The sequence below is a fragment of the Nocardioides secundeburneus genome, assembly GCF_039939255.1.
Taxonomy (GTDB): Bacteria; Actinomycetota; Actinomycetes; order Propionibacteriales; family Nocardioidaceae; genus Nocardioides.
In genome coordinates this window covers 574,971-591,047 of record NZ_JBDUUE010000001.1, presented here as the reverse complement: position 1 = coordinate 591,047, position 16,077 = coordinate 574,971, and the positions used below count along the sequence as shown (strand labels likewise).

Annotated in this window: 18 protein-coding genes; 9 read left to right on the top strand and 9 right to left on the bottom strand. The window is 71.2% G+C overall.

Features of this window, described 5'->3' with window-relative positions:
* Positions 1–14: 14 nt before the first annotated feature.
* Both dnaN and dnaA read right to left on the bottom strand, forming a co-directional pair.
* A complete protein-coding gene (gene dnaN / locus ABFT23_RS02610; RefSeq protein ID WP_347892361.1) occupies positions 15–1,151 on the bottom strand; it encodes a DNA polymerase III subunit beta in 1,137 nt (378 codons plus the stop codon).
* A gap of 378 nt (positions 1,152–1,529) precedes the next feature.
* Complete coding sequence (dnaA, locus tag ABFT23_RS02605; protein ID WP_457622872.1) at positions 1,530–3,065, bottom strand: chromosomal replication initiator protein DnaA; 1,536 nt, start codon at positions 3,063–3,065, stop codon at positions 1,530–1,532.
* A 538-nt stretch (positions 3,066–3,603) separates the two neighbouring features.
* Here dnaA and rpmH point away from each other — a divergent pair.
* The 8 genes from rpmH to ABFT23_RS02565 all read left to right on the top strand — a co-directional run bounded on the left by rpmH (position 3,604) and on the right by ABFT23_RS02565 (position 8,889).
* Positions 3,604–3,741, top strand: a complete 138-nt coding sequence (gene rpmH, locus ABFT23_RS02600; RefSeq protein WP_330866318.1) for a 50S ribosomal protein L34 — start codon at positions 3,604–3,606, stop codon at positions 3,739–3,741.
* 28 nt (positions 3,742–3,769) lie between these two features.
* Entirely contained in the window at positions 3,770–4,123 is a 354-nt protein-coding gene (gene rnpA / locus ABFT23_RS02595) for a ribonuclease P protein component (protein WP_347892360.1), read from the top strand.
* The gene (yidD, locus tag ABFT23_RS02590; RefSeq protein ID WP_347892358.1) at positions 4,120–4,407 is read left to right on the top strand and encodes a membrane protein insertion efficiency factor YidD; all 288 of its coding nucleotides are present in this window, start codon (positions 4,120–4,122) and stop codon (positions 4,405–4,407) included. Before rnpA ends, yidD begins: the two co-directional genes overlap by 4 nt.
* Before the next feature lie 38 nt (positions 4,408–4,445).
* Positions 4,446–5,471 carry a membrane protein insertase YidC gene (gene yidC, locus ABFT23_RS02585; protein WP_457622985.1) on the top strand — a complete coding sequence of 342 codons (1,026 nt, stop codon included), beginning with the start codon at positions 4,446–4,448 and terminating at the stop codon, positions 5,469–5,471.
* Positions 5,468–6,001, top strand: coding sequence for a Jag family protein (locus ABFT23_RS02580; RefSeq protein WP_347892357.1), 534 nt, complete (start codon positions 5,468–5,470; stop codon positions 5,999–6,001). The genes yidC and ABFT23_RS02580 overlap by 4 nt, the downstream gene beginning before the upstream one ends.
* A gap of 50 nt (positions 6,002–6,051) precedes the next feature.
* A complete protein-coding gene (gene rsmG / locus ABFT23_RS02575; protein ID WP_347892356.1) occupies positions 6,052–6,738 on the top strand; it encodes a 16S rRNA (guanine(527)-N(7))-methyltransferase RsmG in 687 nt (228 codons plus the stop codon).
* 130 nt (positions 6,739–6,868) lie between these two features.
* Positions 6,869–7,858, top strand: a complete 990-nt coding sequence (locus ABFT23_RS02570) for a ParA family protein (RefSeq protein ID WP_457622869.1) — start codon at positions 6,869–6,871, stop codon at positions 7,856–7,858.
* Positions 7,858–8,889 (top strand): ParB/RepB/Spo0J family partition protein, encoded by a 1,032-nt coding sequence (locus ABFT23_RS02565; RefSeq protein ID WP_347892355.1) that lies wholly within the window; start codon positions 7,858–7,860, stop codon positions 8,887–8,889. Before ABFT23_RS02570 ends, ABFT23_RS02565 begins: the two co-directional genes overlap by 1 nt.
* Positions 8,890–8,946: 57 nt before the next feature.
* Here the strand turns inward: ABFT23_RS02565 and ABFT23_RS02560 are convergent, their stop codons facing one another.
* Positions 8,947–9,720, bottom strand: coding sequence for a lysophospholipid acyltransferase family protein (locus ABFT23_RS02560; protein ID WP_347892354.1), 774 nt, complete (start codon positions 9,718–9,720; stop codon positions 8,947–8,949).
* Positions 9,721–9,750: 30 nt separating this feature from the next.
* Positions 9,751–10,965: a pyridoxal phosphate-dependent aminotransferase gene (locus ABFT23_RS02555; protein ID WP_347892353.1), complete on the bottom strand. Its 1,215-nt coding sequence runs from the start codon at positions 10,963–10,965 to the stop codon at positions 9,751–9,753.
* A gap of 45 nt (positions 10,966–11,010) precedes the next feature.
* Here ABFT23_RS02555 and ABFT23_RS02550 point away from each other — a divergent pair, with 45 nt between their 5' ends.
* A complete protein-coding gene (locus tag ABFT23_RS02550) occupies positions 11,011–11,661 on the top strand; it encodes a GNAT family N-acetyltransferase (protein WP_347892352.1) in 651 nt (216 codons plus the stop codon).
* 43 nt (positions 11,662–11,704) lie between these two features.
* Here the strand turns inward: ABFT23_RS02550 and trxA are convergent, their stop codons facing one another.
* The 5 genes from trxA to ABFT23_RS02525 all read right to left on the bottom strand — a co-directional run bounded on the left by trxA (position 11,705) and on the right by ABFT23_RS02525 (position 16,067).
* Positions 11,705–12,031, bottom strand: coding sequence for a thioredoxin (trxA, locus tag ABFT23_RS02545; RefSeq protein WP_347892351.1), 327 nt, complete (start codon positions 12,029–12,031; stop codon positions 11,705–11,707).
* Between the two features lie 67 nt (positions 12,032–12,098).
* Entirely contained in the window at positions 12,099–13,091 is a 993-nt protein-coding gene (trxB, locus tag ABFT23_RS02540; RefSeq protein ID WP_347892350.1) for a thioredoxin-disulfide reductase, read from the bottom strand.
* A gap of 99 nt (positions 13,092–13,190) precedes the next feature.
* Positions 13,191–13,910: a hypothetical protein gene (locus tag ABFT23_RS02535; RefSeq protein WP_347892349.1), complete on the bottom strand. Its 720-nt coding sequence runs from the start codon at positions 13,908–13,910 to the stop codon at positions 13,191–13,193.
* A 55-nt stretch (positions 13,911–13,965) separates the two neighbouring features.
* Positions 13,966–14,646: an RNA polymerase sigma factor SigM gene (sigM, locus tag ABFT23_RS02530; protein ID WP_347892348.1), complete on the bottom strand. Its 681-nt coding sequence runs from the start codon at positions 14,644–14,646 to the stop codon at positions 13,966–13,968.
* A complete protein-coding gene (locus ABFT23_RS02525; protein WP_347892347.1) occupies positions 14,643–16,067 on the bottom strand; it encodes a protein kinase family protein in 1,425 nt (474 codons plus the stop codon). Before ABFT23_RS02525 ends, sigM begins: the two co-directional genes overlap by 4 nt.
* Positions 16,068–16,077 lie beyond the last annotated feature (10 nt).

The following is a 16,077-nucleotide window of genomic DNA, read 5'->3' as shown; positions in this document are numbered from 1 at the left end:
TCGGTGCGGGTGGGCTACGACAGCAGGCGTCGTGGCATGAGCAGGTAGCGGAAGCCCGGGTCGACGTCGCCGTCGGGCACCCCGCTGATCACGACCGGCTTGGAGGCCTGCGTGAACGCCAGCTCGACGACGGCCTCGTCGATGACCTGGAGACCGTCGAGCAGGAACTGCGGGTTGAAGCCGGTGGTGAGGTCGTCACCCTCGATCGTGGCCGGGATCGACTCGGAGGCCTGGGCCTCGTCGCCCGAGCCCGCGTCGAGGGTCAGGACGCCGTCCCCGAACTTGAGCTGGACGGCGGTGTTGCGCTCGGCGACGAGCGCGACGCGCTTGACCGACTCGACCAGCGCGGCCTTCTCGACCGTGGCCGTGGTGAGCTGCTCGGTCGGGAAGAGGCTGCGGACCTTGGGGAACTCGCCGTCGAGCAGACGGGTCGTGGTGCGTCGGATGCCGCCGGGGCCGGCGCCCTGGAAGCCGATGATGCCCTCGCCGCTGCCGCCGGCCGACAGGGCGATGGTGACGTCGCTGCCGGAGGTCAGCGCCTTGGCGGTGTCGCCGAGCACCCGGGCCGGCACCAGCGCGGCGAGCGACTCGTCGGGGGTGTGGGGGTTCCAGGCGAGCTCGCGCTGGGAGAGCCGGAAGCGGTCGGTGGCCAGCAGCGAGATCGTCGAGCCGTCGATCTCGATGCGCACACCGGTGAGCACGGGCAGCATGTCGTCGCGCCCGGCGGCGGTGACGGCCTGGGCCACGGCGTGGGCGAAGACGTCGCTGGGCACGGTGCCGGTGGCGGTGGGCATGTCCGGGATCGTCGGGTAGTCCTCGACCGGCATGGTCTGGAGGCTGAAGCGCGCCGAGCCGCACGTGAGGGAGACGCGGGCGCCCTCGGTGACGACGTCGACCGGCTTGGCCGGCAGGCTGCGGCAGATGTCGGACAGCAGGCGGCCGCTGACGAGCGCTCGACCCTCGTCGTGCACCTCGGCACCGAGGGTGGCGCGGGCGGAGGTCTCGTAGTCGAAGGTCGACAGCACGAGCCCGTCGTCGCTGGCGTCGATGAGCAGGCCGGCCAGGACCGGGGCACTCGGACGGACCGGCAGGCTGCGCGCAGCCCAGGCGACGGCGTCGGCGAGGACGTCGCGTTCGACACGGAACTTCACGGAAGAGGTCCTTCGAGTCAGGAGCGGGTGGTGCGGGCGTGGTGCGGGCGCCGCCGAGACGGTCGAGCCGGGTTCGCATCCTGCCACGCGCAGCAGGTCGTCCACAGGGGGAGGGCCGGATGGAGTTCCACGGATGATCGATCGTCTGGAGTTCGGTCGGAGTCGTAGGAGCTGTGGAGACTGTGGAGAACTCGCGTCGTGGCCGCTCGGGTCGCGTGTCGCACGTGCACAGGGGGTGTGGACGACCAGGTCACGGACTGGGCGGTGGTGTGGACGACGCCGGGCCTGTGCGCGCAGGCGCGAGGTTCGTCCCCAGATCCTCCCCGTGTAGTTCGAACCACACGGGCGGGCTGGTCCACAGGCCGGGGGACCGCGCGGTCAGGCCTGGCGAGCCTGCATCTTGACGCGGTTGGTGAGCTCGCTGACCTGGTTGAACACGGCCCGACGCTCGCCGAGGAGCTGGTTGATCTTGCGCTCGGCGTACATCACGGTCGTGTGGTCGCGGTTGCCGAACTGCGCGCCGATCTTGGGCAGCGAGAGCTCGGTGAGCTCGCGGCACAGGTACATCGCGATCTGCCGCGCGATCACGAGGTGGCGCCCGCGGCTGGGCCCGGTGAGCTCCTCGATGCTGAGTCCGAAGTAGGCCGCGGTCTGGGCGATGATCAGCGGCGCGGTGATCTCCGGCTCGCCGCCCTCGGGGATCAGGTCCTTCAGCACGATCTCGGCCAGGGTCATGTCGACCTCCTGGCGGTTGAGGTTGGCGAAGGCCGTGACGCGGATGAGCGCCCCCTCGAGCTCGCGGATGTTGGTCTGGATCTTCGAGGCGATGAACTCGAGCACGTCGGGCGGCGCGGTGAGCCGGTCCATCGCCGCCTTCTTGCGCAGGATGGCGATGCGGGTCTCGAGGTCGGGCGGCTGCACGTCGGTGATCAGGCCCCACTCGAACCGGTTGCGCAGGCGGTCCTCGAGGGCCTCGAGCCGCTTGGGCGCACGGTCGGAGGTCAGCACGATCTGCTTGTTGGCGTTGTGCAGCGCGTTGAAGGTGTGGAAGAACTCCTCCTGCGTCTGGGTCTTGCCCTCGAGGAACTGGATGTCGTCGATGAGCAGGACGTCGACCTCGCGGTAGCGGCGCTTGAACCGGTCGAGCCGGTCGTCACGGATGGCGTTGATGAACTCGTTCGTGAACTCCTCGCTCGAGACGTAGCGCACCTTCGCCCCGGTGTAGAGGCTGCGCACGTAGTGCCCGATGGCGTGCAGGAGGTGGGTCTTGCCGAGCCCGGACTCGCCGTAGACGAGCAGCGGGTTGTACGCCTTGCCCGGCGCCTCGGCCACGGCGACCGCGGCGGCGTGGGGGAAGCGGTTCGAGGAGCCGATGACGAACGTCTCGAACGTGTACTTGGGGTTGAGCCGGGTCTCGAGCGCGGACTTGGCCTGTTCGGGGTGGTCGGTGCGATCGCGCGGGACGGCGGGGTCGGTGCCGCGGATGTCGGTGACGGTGGCCATGCGGTCGTCGTCGCCGCGTCCCGGCGCGGTGCGCAGCGGTTCCGGCTCGACCGACGCCGGGCCGTCGTCGGCCGCCGGCGCGGGCTCGTGCCCGAGGTCGGGGTTGACGGTGACGGCGATGTGGATGTCGTGGCCGAACTGGTCGCTGAGCGAGGTCTCGAGCTGGTTGCGCAGGCGGCCCTCGAGGCGGGAGCGCGTGAAGTCGTCGGGCACCGCGACGATCGCCGTGGTCTCGTGCAGGTGGACCGGTCGACTGACCCGGAGCCAGGCCTGCTGGTGCGGCTCGAGCTCGTCGAGCACCCGGTGCCAGGCGACGTCGAGGTCCCCCGGACGGGGTTCGCGACCGCCCTCGCGCTGGTCGGCGTCGGAGCCGGTGACGTCGTCGCCGGTCGGGGGTGCTTGGTCGTCCACGTCGTGGTGCTCCGTCAGCTCGGTGAGGTCCCTGAGGATGGGCGGCGCGAGTCTTCCACAAGTTTGTCCACAGGGTGTGCACGGTGTGGACGACGCAGCTGACCCGGCGTGACGGGGACCCGTCCACCTCGTCGCCGGGACACGTCGTCGCAGGTCAGAGGGGTGGTGCTCGGGGTTCGCACCGCTGAAGGAGCGGCGCAGCGACCGAGGGAGCCGAGGACGGAGGGGAAGCCCGACATCACCTGAACGTAATCGGTAGGGCGGGGTCGGGCAACCCGTCATCCACAGGCAGGTCCGCCTCGCGGTAGATGACGGTCGGCGGCGGAGCGCGGCGGTTTGACCCTGTCTCCGGGCTCCGCGTACCGTTGGTTGGTCACACGACGTCGACAGGTGCTGATGCGCGCTCGTCGTCGCTGCGGTGCGGGGCTCGACCCCACGCCGGTGCGGTGTGCGGGCCATCCTGGCACGCGGCGTCGAGACCACGACTGTATGACACTCCGCGTCCTCGACGTGGCACCCACCAGCGAAGGAATTCTCCGTGAGCAAGCGCACCTACCAGCCGAACAACCGTCGCCGTCACAAGACGCACGGGTTCCGCCTCCGTATGCGCACCCGCGCCGGCCGTTCGATCCTGGCGAGCCGTCGCCGCAAGGGCCGCAAGAGCCTCGCGGTCTGAGTCCCCGACTCGGTCCGCCGGCCCGATCGTGCTGCCGGCCACCCACCGACTCGTCGACGGGGCGTCGTTCCGCGACGTCACGCGACGCGGTCGACGTGCCTCGAGCCACACCGTGGTGACCCACCTCCTCGTCGTCCCCGACGCGGAGGTGTCGGTCGTTGCGGTCAAGGTGGGCTTCGTGGTGAGCAAGGCGGTTGGCGGCTCGGTGGTCCGCGGTCGGGTGAAGCGGCGCCTGCGGCACGTGGTGCGCACCGAGCTGCCGCACCTGCCACCGGGCAGCTCGCTGGTGGTGCGGGCGCTGCCCGCCTCGGCCGAGGCCTCGTCAGCGAGGCTGCGACGCGACCTCGTCTCGTGCCTGGCCCGCTACCGGAGCCCGGCGTGAAGTACCTCCTCATCGGGTTGCTCCGGTTGTACCGCTTGGTGATCAGCCCGCTCTACGGCGAGGTCTGTCGCTACTACCCGTCGTGCTCGGCCTACGCCCTCGAGGCGGTGCAGGTGCACGGGAGCATCAAGGGGTCGTGGCTGGCGCTGCGTCGCCTGGCCCGCTGCCACCCATGGGCGGCCGGCGGGGTGGACAAGGTCCCGCCCCGTGCACCACGCCGCTCGTCCCGCTCGTCCTCGTCGTCCACCTCGTCCGACCGCACCGTCTCTCAGCTAGGAGCTTGAGTCACGTGGGTTTCTTCTCCGACATCGGCGGCTTCATCATGACGCCGCTGTACTACGTCATCTCGGCGATCATGCTCGCCTGGCACGAGGTGCTCGGCCTCGTGCTCGACCCCGACGGTGGTCTGTCGTGGGCGCTGTCGATCGTCGGCCTGACGATCGTGATCCGCATCCTGCTGATCCCGCTGTTCGTCAAGCAGATCAAGTCGCAGCGCAACATGCAGCTCATCCAGCCGAAGGTGAAGGAGCTGCAGAAGAAGTACGGTCACGACCGCCAGAAGCTCGGCGAAGAGACCATGAAGCTCTACAAGGACGCCGGCACGAACCCGTTCGCCTCGTGCCTGCCGCTGATCCTGCAGATGCCGATCTTCTTCGCGCTGTTCCGCATCCTCGATCAGGCCTCGAAGAACCAGCAGGGTCGAGGATTCCTGACCGACGAGCGGGCCACGGTGTTCGCCGACTCGCTCATCTTCGGCCACATCCCGATCAAGGAGTCGTTCTGGCAGGCCCGGGTGTGGGGGCCCGACGGCGACTGGACGGTGATGCTCACCGCGATCGTGCTGGTGATCGCGATGACGGCGACCACCTTCACCACGCAGCGTCAGCTGATGTCGAAGAACATGCCGGCCGACGCGCTCACCGGGCCCTACGCGCAACAGCAGAAGATCCTGCTCTACGTGCTGCCCCTCGTGTTCGGCATCTCCGGCGTCGCCTTCCCGATCGGCGTGCTCCTGTACTGGACGACGTCGAACCTGTGGACCATGGGCCAGCAGTTCTACGTGATCCGGAACAACCCCGCGCCTGGCACCCCCGCGTTCGACGCCAAGGTTGAGCGCGACCGGGCGAAGGGCAAGATCAAGGCCGGTGAGCCTGTCGAGGCCGAGCCGGAGCCCGAGGTCGACCGGCGTCCGGCGGTGCGGCAGCAGCCGAAGCGGCAGACCAAGGCGCAGCGCCAGGCGGCCGGCGGCTCCCCCGGTGGCGCCGGGTCTGCCGGCAGTGCCGGGTCCGGTAGCCGGCCGACCCAGACCCCGAACCTGAAGAAGAAGAAGCAAGGAGGAGGCCGATGAGCGTCGAGCCCACCGAGAGCGAGACCGTGACCGAGGCCGGCGAGGACGACGGTGCCGAGCCGCGTACGTCCAAGGTCGACCTGCTGGAGCAGGAAGGCGACATCGCCGCCGACTACCTCGAAGAACTGCTCGACATCGCCGACCTCGACGGCGACCTCGACATGGACGTCGAGGGCGACCGTGCCGCGGTGTCGATCGTCGGCGCCGACCTGCAGCAGCTGGTGGGTCGTCAGGGCGAGGTGCTCGAGGCCCTGCAGGAGCTGACTCGCCTCGCGGTGTACCGCGAGACGGGCGAGCGGTCGCGGCTGATGCTCGACATCTCCGGCTACCGTGCCGATCGCCGTGCCGAGCTGGTCACCCTGGCGCAGACCACGATCGAGGAGGTCCGGGCCTCGGGACAGCCGGTCTCGCTCTCCCCCATGAGCCCGTTCGAGCGCAAGGTCGTGCACGACGCCGTGGCCGGCGCGGGTCTGACGTCGGAGTCCGAGGGCGTCGAGCCGCGGCGCTACGTCATCGTCCTGCCTGCCTGAGGCTCACCGTGGCAGATGTTTCACGTGAAACAGCACCCCCTGCGCCCACCGTGGCGCGGGGGGTGTTTGCTTCGCGAATCGAGACGGCTGAGGCCTTCGCGGAGCTGCTGGCCGGGGACGGGGTGCTGCGCGGCCTGATCGGCCCGCGCGAGACGCCGCGTCTGTGGGACCGCCACATCCTGAACTCCGCTGTGCTGGCCAACGTGGTCGCCGATGGTGCTCGGGTCGCCGACATCGGGTCGGGCGCGGGTCTGCCCGGTGTCGTGCTGGCGATCGCCCGGCCGGACGTCCAGGTCACGCTCATCGAGCCGTTGCTCCGCCGCACGACCTTCCTCACCGAGGCGGCGGACACCCTCGGCCTGTCGAACGTGCGTGTGGTGCGCGCCCGCGCCGAGGACCTGCATGGCGAGGAGTCGTTCCGCCCGGGGTTCGACGTCGTCACCTCGCGTGCCGTGGCCCCGCTCGACCGCCTGCTGACGTGGTCGTTGCCGCTCGTCGCGCCCGCCGGCGAGTTCCTGGCTCTCAAGGGTGATCGTGCCAGCGCCGAGGTCGGGTCCTCGACCGAGCTGCACCGGTGGTCGGTGACGACCCCCGAGATCGTCGAGCTCGGCGCGGCTGTCCTGGAGACGCCGACGTATGCCGTGCGGCTTCGCTGGTCGCAGCCGGAGTCGGTAGCGTGGCCTCCGGTCCGCACAGTCGCACCGTCGCCGCGTGGCAGGGCTCGTCGGCGACGGTGAGTTATCCACCGGGTGTTCCACGCTCAGATGAGCGAGTTCTCCACAGGTGGGCGCGACTTGTCCACAATCAATCCCTGACGGGCGTTTGGCGCATGCCCACACCTTGTTTCACGTGAAACGGAGTTTCCCAGTGACGATCCCCCCCGGCAGTCAGCCGGCGAACAGCGGTCCTCGGACCGCCGGCGACCTCGCGTCGCTCGACGACCGCTACGACGCCGAGGCCACTCCGCTGGCTCGAGCCGTGCAGCACAGCCTGCTGGCCCGGGAGCAGAAGACGACCCAGACCCGCTCCGAAGGTGTCCAGCGTCCACGGGGCACCCGGGTGATGGTGGTGGCGAACCAGAAGGGCGGCGTCGGCAAGACGACGACGACCGTCAACGTGGCGGCGGCGCTGGCTCAGCTGGGCATGCGCGTGCTGGTGATCGATCTCGACCCCCAGGGCAACGCCTCCACCGCCCTGAGTGTCGAGCACCGACGGGGAGTTCCATCGACCTACGACGCGTTGGTCGACGGCCAGGCTCTCGCCGACATCGCCCAGCCCTGTCCTGACCTGCCCAACCTCCAGGTCGTCCCGGCCACCATCGACCTGGCCGGCGCCGAGATCGAGCTCGTGAGCGTCGTCGCCCGCGAGGGCCGGCTCCGCAAGGCGATCCACGCCCACCCGCGGGTGGTCACCGACGGTCGGCCGGACGCCCCGGAGGACCGCTACGACTACGTGCTCATCGACTGCCCGCCGTCGCTGGGCCTGCTGACGCTGAACGCCCTGGTCGCCGGCGACGAGATGATGATCCCGATCCAGGCCGAGTACTACGCGCTGGAGGGCCTGGGGCAGCTGCTCGAGACCGTCGACATGGTCCGCGCCCACCTCAACCCCGACCTCGCGGTCAGCACCATCCTGCTCACGATGTACGACGCCCGCACCCGGCTCGCGGCCGGCGTCGCCGAGGAGGTGCGGGGGCACTTCGGCGACCAGGTCCTGCGGACGGCCATTCCGCGGTCGGTGCGGGTCTCCGAGGCACCGTCGTACGGTCAGACGGTGATGACCTACGACCCCGGCTCGCCCGGTGCGCTGTCGTACTTCGAGGCAGCGCGCGAGATCGCCACGAAGGGAGCCCGCTGATGGCCGGCCAGGCCCCACGGCGCGGGCTCGGGCGTGGTCTCGGGTCGCTCATCCCGACGGCGCCCACCTCGGTCGACGCCCCGGTCGACGCCCCGGCCGCCGGCTCGTCACCGACCGAGGCGCCGAGCACGGCGCCGAGCGGGGCCGAGTCGGCGCAGACGCCCCCCGGCAGCGTCAGCCCGACGCCGTCCGCCGCGCCGGAGCTGCAGGAGGTGGCCGGCGCCTCGTTCGCCGAGCTGCCCGTCGGCGCGATCACGCCGAACGCCGTTCAACCGCGTGAGGTCTTCGACGAGGACGCCATGGCCGAGCTCGTGCACTCGCTGCGTGAGGTCGGTCTGCTGCAGCCCATCGTCGTGCGTCCCCAGGGCGACGACCGCTACGAGCTGATCATGGGTGAGCGCCGCTGGCGCGCCGCCCAGCTCGCGGGGATGACGACGATCCCGGCGATCGTGCGCCGTACCGACGACGTCGACATGCTGCGCGACGCCCTGCTGGAGAACCTGCACCGCAGCCAGCTGAACCCGCTGGAGGAGGCGGCCGCCTACAACCAGCTGCTCGAGGACTTCGGCTGCACCCACGAGGAGCTCGCCGGTCGCATCGGGCGGTCACGTCCCCAGATCAGCAACACCATCCGGCTGCTGCGGCTCAGCCCCGCCGTCCAGCGCCGGGTGGCGGCCGGAGTGCTCTCGGCCGGTCATGCCCGCAGCCTCCTCGGGGTCGACGACCCGGCACGGCAGGACCGGTTGGCTCAGCGTGTCGTGGCCGAGGGCATCAGCGTCCGGGCCCTGGAGGAGATCGTCGCGGTGGGCGACGCGGGGGACGAGCCGACGCCGCGACAGACCCGCCGCAAGCCGGTGGCACCCGGCCTGGCCGACCTGGCGGAGCGATTGTCGGACCGGCTCGAGACACGCGTCAAGGTCGACCTGGGTCAGCGCAAGGGCAAGATCACCGTCGAGTTCGCCTCGCTCGACGACCTGCGTCGCATCGTCGACATCATGGACCCGCGCAACCGGAGCGACCGACCCATCTAGGAGCACAGTCGCTGCGCCGACATGTCGACATAGCGTCTGGTCGACCTATCGACGGGTCTACTTCTTGTCGGCGGCGCGCTTGGCCGCCCGCCGGGCGGCGCGGGCGCGCTTCTCCTCGCGGTCGAGGCGCTCCGCCTCCTCCGGCGTCGGCGCGCTGCCCCCGTAGGCCGCCGGCAGCCACCACGAGCCAGGCGGCTGCTCGTCGGCCGGGTAGGTACGGATGGTCTCGTCGAGCAGCGAGGCCATCACCCGCCGCAGTGCGACCGTCTCGGCCTCCGGGTCGTCGCCGGTGGGATACATCGGCGGCGCGCACCGCACGGCGATGGTCTTGCCGCGGGAGAAGTCGCGCGGGTGGTCCTTGGTCATCAGGCGCTGCGTGCCCCAGAGGATGACCGGCACGATCGGCACCCCGGCGTCGGCGGCGATGCGCACGGCACCGGTCTTGAACTCCTTCAGCTCGAACGAGCGGGAGATCGTGGCCTCGGGGAAGATGCCGACGGCCTCGCCGGCCCGCAGGTACTCGACGGCCGTGGCCATCGACTGCAGGCCGGCGCCACGGTCGACCTCGATGTGGTGGAAGGACCGCATGACCGGCCCACCGATGCGGTGGTCGAAGATCTCACGCTTGGCCATGAACCGCACCAGCCGCTTCGACGGGTTCGCGGCGAGGCCACCGTAGACGAAGTCGGTGTAGCCGATGTGGTTGACCGCGAGCAGCACCCCGCCCTCGCGGGGCACGTGCTCGGTACCGCTCATCTGGAACGTCTGGCCGAGGGCCCGGAAGAGCACCTTGGCGGTCACGATGACCGGCGGGTAGGTGATGTCGCGCATGACGGCGACCCTAGTGCCCCCAGCCCCGCGCTACCGACGCGTCGCCAGGAAGTCGGCGATGCGGCCGATCGCCTCCTCGAGCATCACGACGTCGGGCAGCGTCACCAGGCGGAAGTGGTCGGGGCGCGGCCAGTTGAAGCCCGTGCCGTGCGTGACCAGGATCTTCTTGGCCCGGAGCAGGTCGATGACGAGCTCCTCGTCGTCGTCGACCTGGTAGACGTCGGGGTCGAGGCGCGGGAAGCAGTAGAGCGCGCCGCGCGGCTTGACCGACGAGACGCCGGGGATCTCGTTGAGCAACCGGTGGGCGAGCATGCTCTGCTCGTAGAACCGTCCACCGGGGCCGATCAGCTCCTCGACGGACTGGTAGCCGCCGAGCGCCGTCTGGATGGCGTGCTGGGCCGGCACGTTGGCGCACATGCGCATGTTCGCGATGAGCGTGAGGCCCTCGAGGAAGTCCTGGGCGACCTCCTGCGGGCCCGAGACCATCAACCAGCCGGCCCGGTAGCCGCAGACGCGGTAGGACTTCGACAGACCGCTGAAGGTCAGGCACAGCACGTCGTTGCCCGCCGAGGCCGCGGCGTGGTGGTGCACGGCGTCCTCGAACAGGATCTTCTCGTAGATCTCGTCGGCGAACACCACGAGCTCGTGCCGGCGGGCGATGTCGACGAGCGCGTCGACGACCTGCTTGCTGTAGACGGCACCCGTCGGGTTGTTCGGGTTGATGATGACGATGCCCTGGGTGTGCTCGGTGATCTTCGACTCGATGTCGGCGAGGTCGGGACTCCAGTCGTTCTCCTCGTCGCACAGGTAGTGGACGGCCGTGCCACCGGACAGCGTGACGGCCCCGGTCCACAGTGGGTAGTCGGGCGCCGGGACCAGGATCTCGTTGCCGTCGTCGAGGAACGTCTGCAGCACCATGCCGATCAGCTCGGAGACGCCGTTGCCGATGTAGACGTCGTCGACGGAGGTGTCCTTGAGCCCGCGCTGCTGGTAGAACTGCGCGACCGCGGTGCGGGCCGAGAAGATCCCGCGCGAGTCGCTGTAGCCCTGCGAGTCGGTCAGGTGGTGGGTCATGTCGGCGACGATCGCCTCGGGAGCTCGGAAGCCGAACGGCGCGGTGTTGCCGATGTTGAGCTTGAGGATCTCGTGGCCCTCGGCCTCGAGGCGCTGGGCCTCGACGAGGATCGGCCCTCGCACGTCGTAGCGGACGTTCTGCAGCTTCTTGCTCTGGCGGATCTGGCGCACCGATCCATCCTGACAGGTCACCCGGGTCGACTACCCTCGGGTTTCATGACCCGCCGGATCGAGCGGCTCACTCCCGACCTCCTCCAGCTGCTGGGCGAGCACGGCACGCCCTGCCGCTCGTGCGTGCGCTGGGAGCTCGACCCCGTGCGGCGCGGCCGCCTCTCCTCCGGAGCCGAGGCTGCCGACGAGAAGGACGCCTGGCTGTCCCACGTGCTGCGCGAGTGGGGCTCGTGCGGCCGGGTCGCGATGGTCGACGACGTCGCGGTCGGCTATGTCGTCTACGCACCTCCGGCGTTCGTGCCGGGCGCCGACTCGCACCCGACCGCACCGGTCTCGGCCGACGCCGTCCTGATGACGATGGCCTACGTGCACCCCGACCACGCGCGGGGAGGTCTCGGTCGGATGCTGGTGCAGCACATGGCGCGCGACCTGGTGAAGCGAGGTGGCATCCGGGCGGTCGAGGCGTTCGTCGACCCGCGCGGACGCCGCGCGTGCCTGCCGCCGGGCGACTTCCTGGCCCACGTCGGCTTCCGCACCCACCGCTGGCACCCCACGACCCCACGCATGCGGATGGACCTGCGCTCGGCGCTGACGTGGCGCGACGAGGTCGAGGCGGCGCTGGAGAAGCTGCGGGGCGTCGTCCGGCCGACGCCGGTGCCGGCACCGATCAGGATGGACGAAGCCCCGGAGCCGTAGGGCTCCGGGGCTTCATCAGACACTCAGTCGCCTGAAGTCATGATCAGGCGGTGAACTCCTCGAGCTCCTTGAGCAGCGCCGCCTTGGGGCGCGCACCGACGATGGACCGGACGACCTCGCCACCGTGGTAGACGTTGATCGTCGGGATGCCGTTGACCTTGTAGGACGACGGCGTCACGGGGTTCTCGTCGACGTTCATCTTGAGGAACTTGATCTTCTCGCCGTGCTGCGAGGCGATCTCGTCGAGGATCGGCGCGACCTGACGGCACGGTCCGCACCACTCGGCCCAGAAGTCCACGAGCACGGGGCGCTCGGACTGGAGGACCTGCGTGTCGAACTCTGCGTCGGTGACGGCTTCGATGTTGCCCACGTGAATTCCCTTCTCAGAAGTGTTGGTACCCGGCTCAACAGCCGGAGGTGTGTGGGTGTTCCCGACCTCAGAGGTCGAGGGCCGCCTCGGCGTCGGCGCGCTGCTGGGCCTCTGCACCGTTCACGGCGGTGTGGTCGAGCTCGGCGAGGTAGCGCTCGGCGTCGAGGGCGGCGGCGCAGCCGGTGCCGGCGGCGGTGATGGCTTGGCGGTAGATGTGGTCGACGAGGTCGCCGGCGGCGAAGACGCCGGGGATGTTGGTGCCGGTGTTGGGGTGGGCGGCGATGACGTAGCCGTTGTCGTCGAGGTCGACCTGGCCCTTGAAGAGCTCGGAGCGGGGGTCGTGGCCGATCGCGATGAACAGGCCGGTAGCGTCGAGGTCGCGGGTCTGGCCGGTGACGGTGTCCTTGAGGGTGAGCGACTCGAGCTTGTCGGTGCCGTTGATGGTCTCGACGACGCTGTTCCACACGATGTCGAGCTTGGGGTCGGCGAAGGCGCGTTCCTGCATGATCTTGGAGGCGCGGAGCTCGTCGCGGCGCACGATGAGAGAGACCTTCGAACCGAACCGGGTCAAGAAGGTGGCCTCCTCGATGGCGGAGTCGCCGCCGCCGACGACGGCGATGTGCTGGTCGCGGAAGAAGAACCCGTCGCAGGTGGCGCACCACGACACGCCGCGTCCGGACAGGGTGTCCTCGTTGGGCAGCTCGAGCTTGCGGTAGCCCGAGCCGGTGGCCAGGATGACCGCGCGGGCGGTGTAGGTCTCGGTGGCCGTGCGCACGGTCTTGACCTCGCCGGTCAGGTCGACCGCAACGACGTCGTCGGGGACGAGCTCGGCGCCGAAGCGCTCGGCCTGGGCGCGCATCTCGTCCATGAGGGCCGGGCCCATGATGCCGTCGCGGAAGCCGGGGAAGTTCTCGACCTCGGTGGTGTTCATCAGAGCGCCACCGGCGGTGACCGAGCCCTCGAAGACCAGCGGTTCCAGGCTCGCGCGCGCGGCGTAGACCGCGGCGGTGTAGCCCGTGGGACCAGAGCCGATGATGATGACGTTGCGGGGCTCGGACATGCGGAACAGGTCTCCTCGTGGTGGCGGTGGCGAGCGGTCACTCGTCACAACCGATCGTAGGCGAGCCTTGTTCCGGCCGGGCCCGGTGCCCGAACCGTGCTACGGCGCGGGGATCACCTTCGAGCGGAGCACGTCGCCGCTGCCGCACTGCAACAGGTCGACGACCTGCGTGGTGCCCTGCACCGGGCGGTAGGCGAGTACCGCCTCCTTGCCCTCGTAGCGCACCGCGACCAGGTCGCCCTCGCCGAAGTCGGCGACGTCGCAGACGAACAGGGGAGCGGTGGTGAGGTCGTCGTCGCGGCTGACGTCCTCCTCGGGGATGCCGCGGTCGCGCAGTGCCAGGACGGCGTCGCCGAACGTCTGCCGGCTGATCGGGGGGACGTCGGGGGCGGCCTGGGACGGCGCCGGGACCGCGCTGTTGGGCTCGCGACTCGGCATCGGCGACGGCGCCGACTCGGCGAGCTCGCCCCCGCCGTCCTCTGCGGTGCCGGCGCTGTCGCCGCTGCTGCTGTCGTCGGAGCCGGTGGTGTCGATCAGCTGCGTGGCCCCCACCCCGAGGACGACGACCGCCGCCGCGGCGCCGAGCAGGCCGGTGACCCGTCGGCGGCGTCGGGCGGCGAGGTCGACGACCGTGCCCTGGTAGGGCGGCGGCGGGGGCGGGTCGACGGCGCGGGTGCCCTCGGCGGCCAGCTGCGAGAGCACGGTGTCGAGGCGCCGCGCGACGTCGTCGGGCACGGGCTCGTCGTGACGTGCCTGAGCGAGCAGTCGGCGGATCGCCTCCTGCTGCTGAGGGCTCGCCTCGGGCTCGTGCTGGGACATCGGGGATCACTTCCGTGACGGGTGGAGCGGGTCGTGGTCGGCGGCGCACACGCCCTCAGGCAGGCGGACCCCGCGGCGGGTGCGTGGATGGGACGTGCCTGGCGGGCGGCGGGTTCCCGGGTGCGGTGTGACCGTCGCCTCCGTCGTCGAGCATGCCGGCGAGCAGCACGGCGAGCTTCGAGCGGCCCCGCGAGCAGCGCGACTTCACCGTGCCGACGGCGCAGTCGAGCATCTCGGCGACCTCGGCCACCGGGTAGCCCTCCATGTCGACGAGCACGAGCGCGGCGCGCTGCTCCTCCGGCAGCGTCGCGAGCGCGTCGAGCACCTGACGGCGCCGGTCGCCGACGACGGCGTGGTCGGCGGGATCGGCGGCCTCGCCGGTGGCCGAGACGAGGGAGCCGCGGTTGCCGTACTCCTCGAGGTCGTCGGGCAGCGCCTCGGCCCGCCGGACCTTCGCGGCCCGGAGGCGGTCCAGGCAGGCGTTGACGACGACGCGGTGCAGCCACGTCGTGACCTGGGCCTCGCCGCGGAACGACGCGGCGCGGCGGTACGCCGCGACCATGCCGTCCTGCAGCCCGTCGGCGGCGTCGTCGGGGTTGCCCATCGTGCGCAGCGCCACCGCCCACAGCCGGTCGCGGTGGCGGCCGAAGAGCTCACCGAAGGCGTGGACGTCGCCCGCGACGTGCGCCGCGAGGAGCTCGGCGTCGGTGCGGCCGCCCCAGGGCAGCTCGCTCACCCGCGTTCTCCGACCACGGCGACGATCGTCGCACGAGCCGGGCCGCCGAGGCCCGACGGGGACGGCGCGGGGTCGTCGGTGCCGCCGCCGCGGACCTGGATGGCCACGACGACGCCGAGGGCCAGGACGAGCACCAGCGCCAGGGCGGTGGCCAGGCGCAGGAACCCGCGGCCGGGGACCCGCTCGTCGGTGACCTCGACGGGGTCGAGCGTCGAGCTGTCGGCCGGGCCGGCACCGGCGGACGAGGAGGCGGTGTCCCAGGGCCAGAAGCCGTCGCTGCTCGACTCGGCCGCGCTCGCGGCCAGCTGCCGTGGTCGGCGGACCGGACGACCGTCGGCGGGGTCGGGGGCGAAGAGCGGACGCTCCGGCGGCGCCTCGAACGGCGGCGGTGGCGGCGCGGGCGTGGCGCGCCGCTCGAGCCACGAGACGTCGTCGTCGTCACCGAAGATCGGCACCCCGGCCTCGGTCGGCTGCTCGACGGGCCCGTCGACCGCGGGGGCCGGCTCGGGTTCGGGCTCGGGCTCAGGTTCGGGTTCGGGCTCGCGCGGCGGGTAGGGCCGCATCTCGGGCACCGGCGGCAGCACGACCTGCTCCTCCTCGGGCAGGACGTCGGGCACGCTCTCGAGCAGCGACTCGGGCATGCCGTCGGCCTCGCCGACGAACTCGGCGAGGTAGTCGGCGATGCCGCGTGCCGTCGTGGCGACGTCGCCGAGCTCGCGGCTGCGCGCGCCCGGGTGCAGCACCTCGTCGCAGAGCACGTCGAGCGCGCGCGGGATGCCGGCGCGGACCTGGCGCGGACGCAGCACGTCGCCGTGCCCGCGCGGCGCGGGCTCGACGATCGAGCCCGACGACCCGGCCCAGCGAGCCGTCAGGGCGCAGTAGAGGAGCCCGGCGAGGTCGTCGACGTCGCGGGCCTCCTCGGCGTCTCGACCACCGACGCCGTGCAGGGCGGCGTCGACGCAGAAGCCGATGAGTCGCACGTTGCCGACCCGGTCGACGAGGACGTTCTCGGGGTTGAGTCGGCCGTGGGCGATGCCGGCGGCGTGCGCGCAGGCGACCGAGTCGGCCACCTCCGCGACCAGCCAGGCGGCGCGACGCGGGCCGAGGGTCGTGCCGTTGGCGGCGACGATGTCGAGCGAGGTGCCCCAGCCCCACTCGTTGACCACGTAGCAGACGTCGTCGGTGCGGTCGGCGTCGAGCACGCGCAGCACGCGGCGGTCGAGCAGCGCGGCCGAGCGGCGGGCGGCGTCCATGAGGGCCGGCGCGCGGTCGTCGTCGCCTCGGATGACGTGGATGGCGACGTGGCGCTCGAGCGCGTGGTCGTAGGCCCGCCAGAAGCGGCCGCCGGCGGTCTCGGTGAGCAGGTCGACGAGCCGGTAGCGGTCGCCGAGGACGTCACCGGGCCGGGTGGCGTGCGGCACCTGACTCGTC

Coding starts and splice junctions, on each gene's coding strand:
- ABFT23_RS02580 (WP_347892357.1), top strand. CDS start 5,468: ATGAGCGTCGAGCCCACCGAGAGCGAGACCGTGACCGAGGCCGGCGAG.
- trxB (WP_347892350.1), bottom strand. CDS start 13,091: ATGTCCGAGCCCCGCAACGTCATCATCATCGGCTCTGGTCCCACGGGC.
- ABFT23_RS02535 (WP_347892349.1), bottom strand. CDS start 13,910: ATGTCCCAGCACGAGCCCGAGGCGAGCCCTCAGCAGCAGGAGGCGATC.
- ABFT23_RS02560 (WP_347892354.1), bottom strand. CDS start 9,720: ATGCGCGACATCACCTACCCGCCGGTCATCGTGACCGCCAAGGTGCTC.
- ABFT23_RS02565 (WP_347892355.1), top strand. CDS start 7,858: ATGGCCGGCCAGGCCCCACGGCGCGGGCTCGGGCGTGGTCTCGGGTCG.
- ABFT23_RS02550 (WP_347892352.1), top strand. CDS start 11,011: ATGACCCGCCGGATCGAGCGGCTCACTCCCGACCTCCTCCAGCTGCTG.
- yidC (WP_457622985.1), top strand. CDS start 4,446: ATGACGCCGCTGTACTACGTCATCTCGGCGATCATGCTCGCCTGGCAC.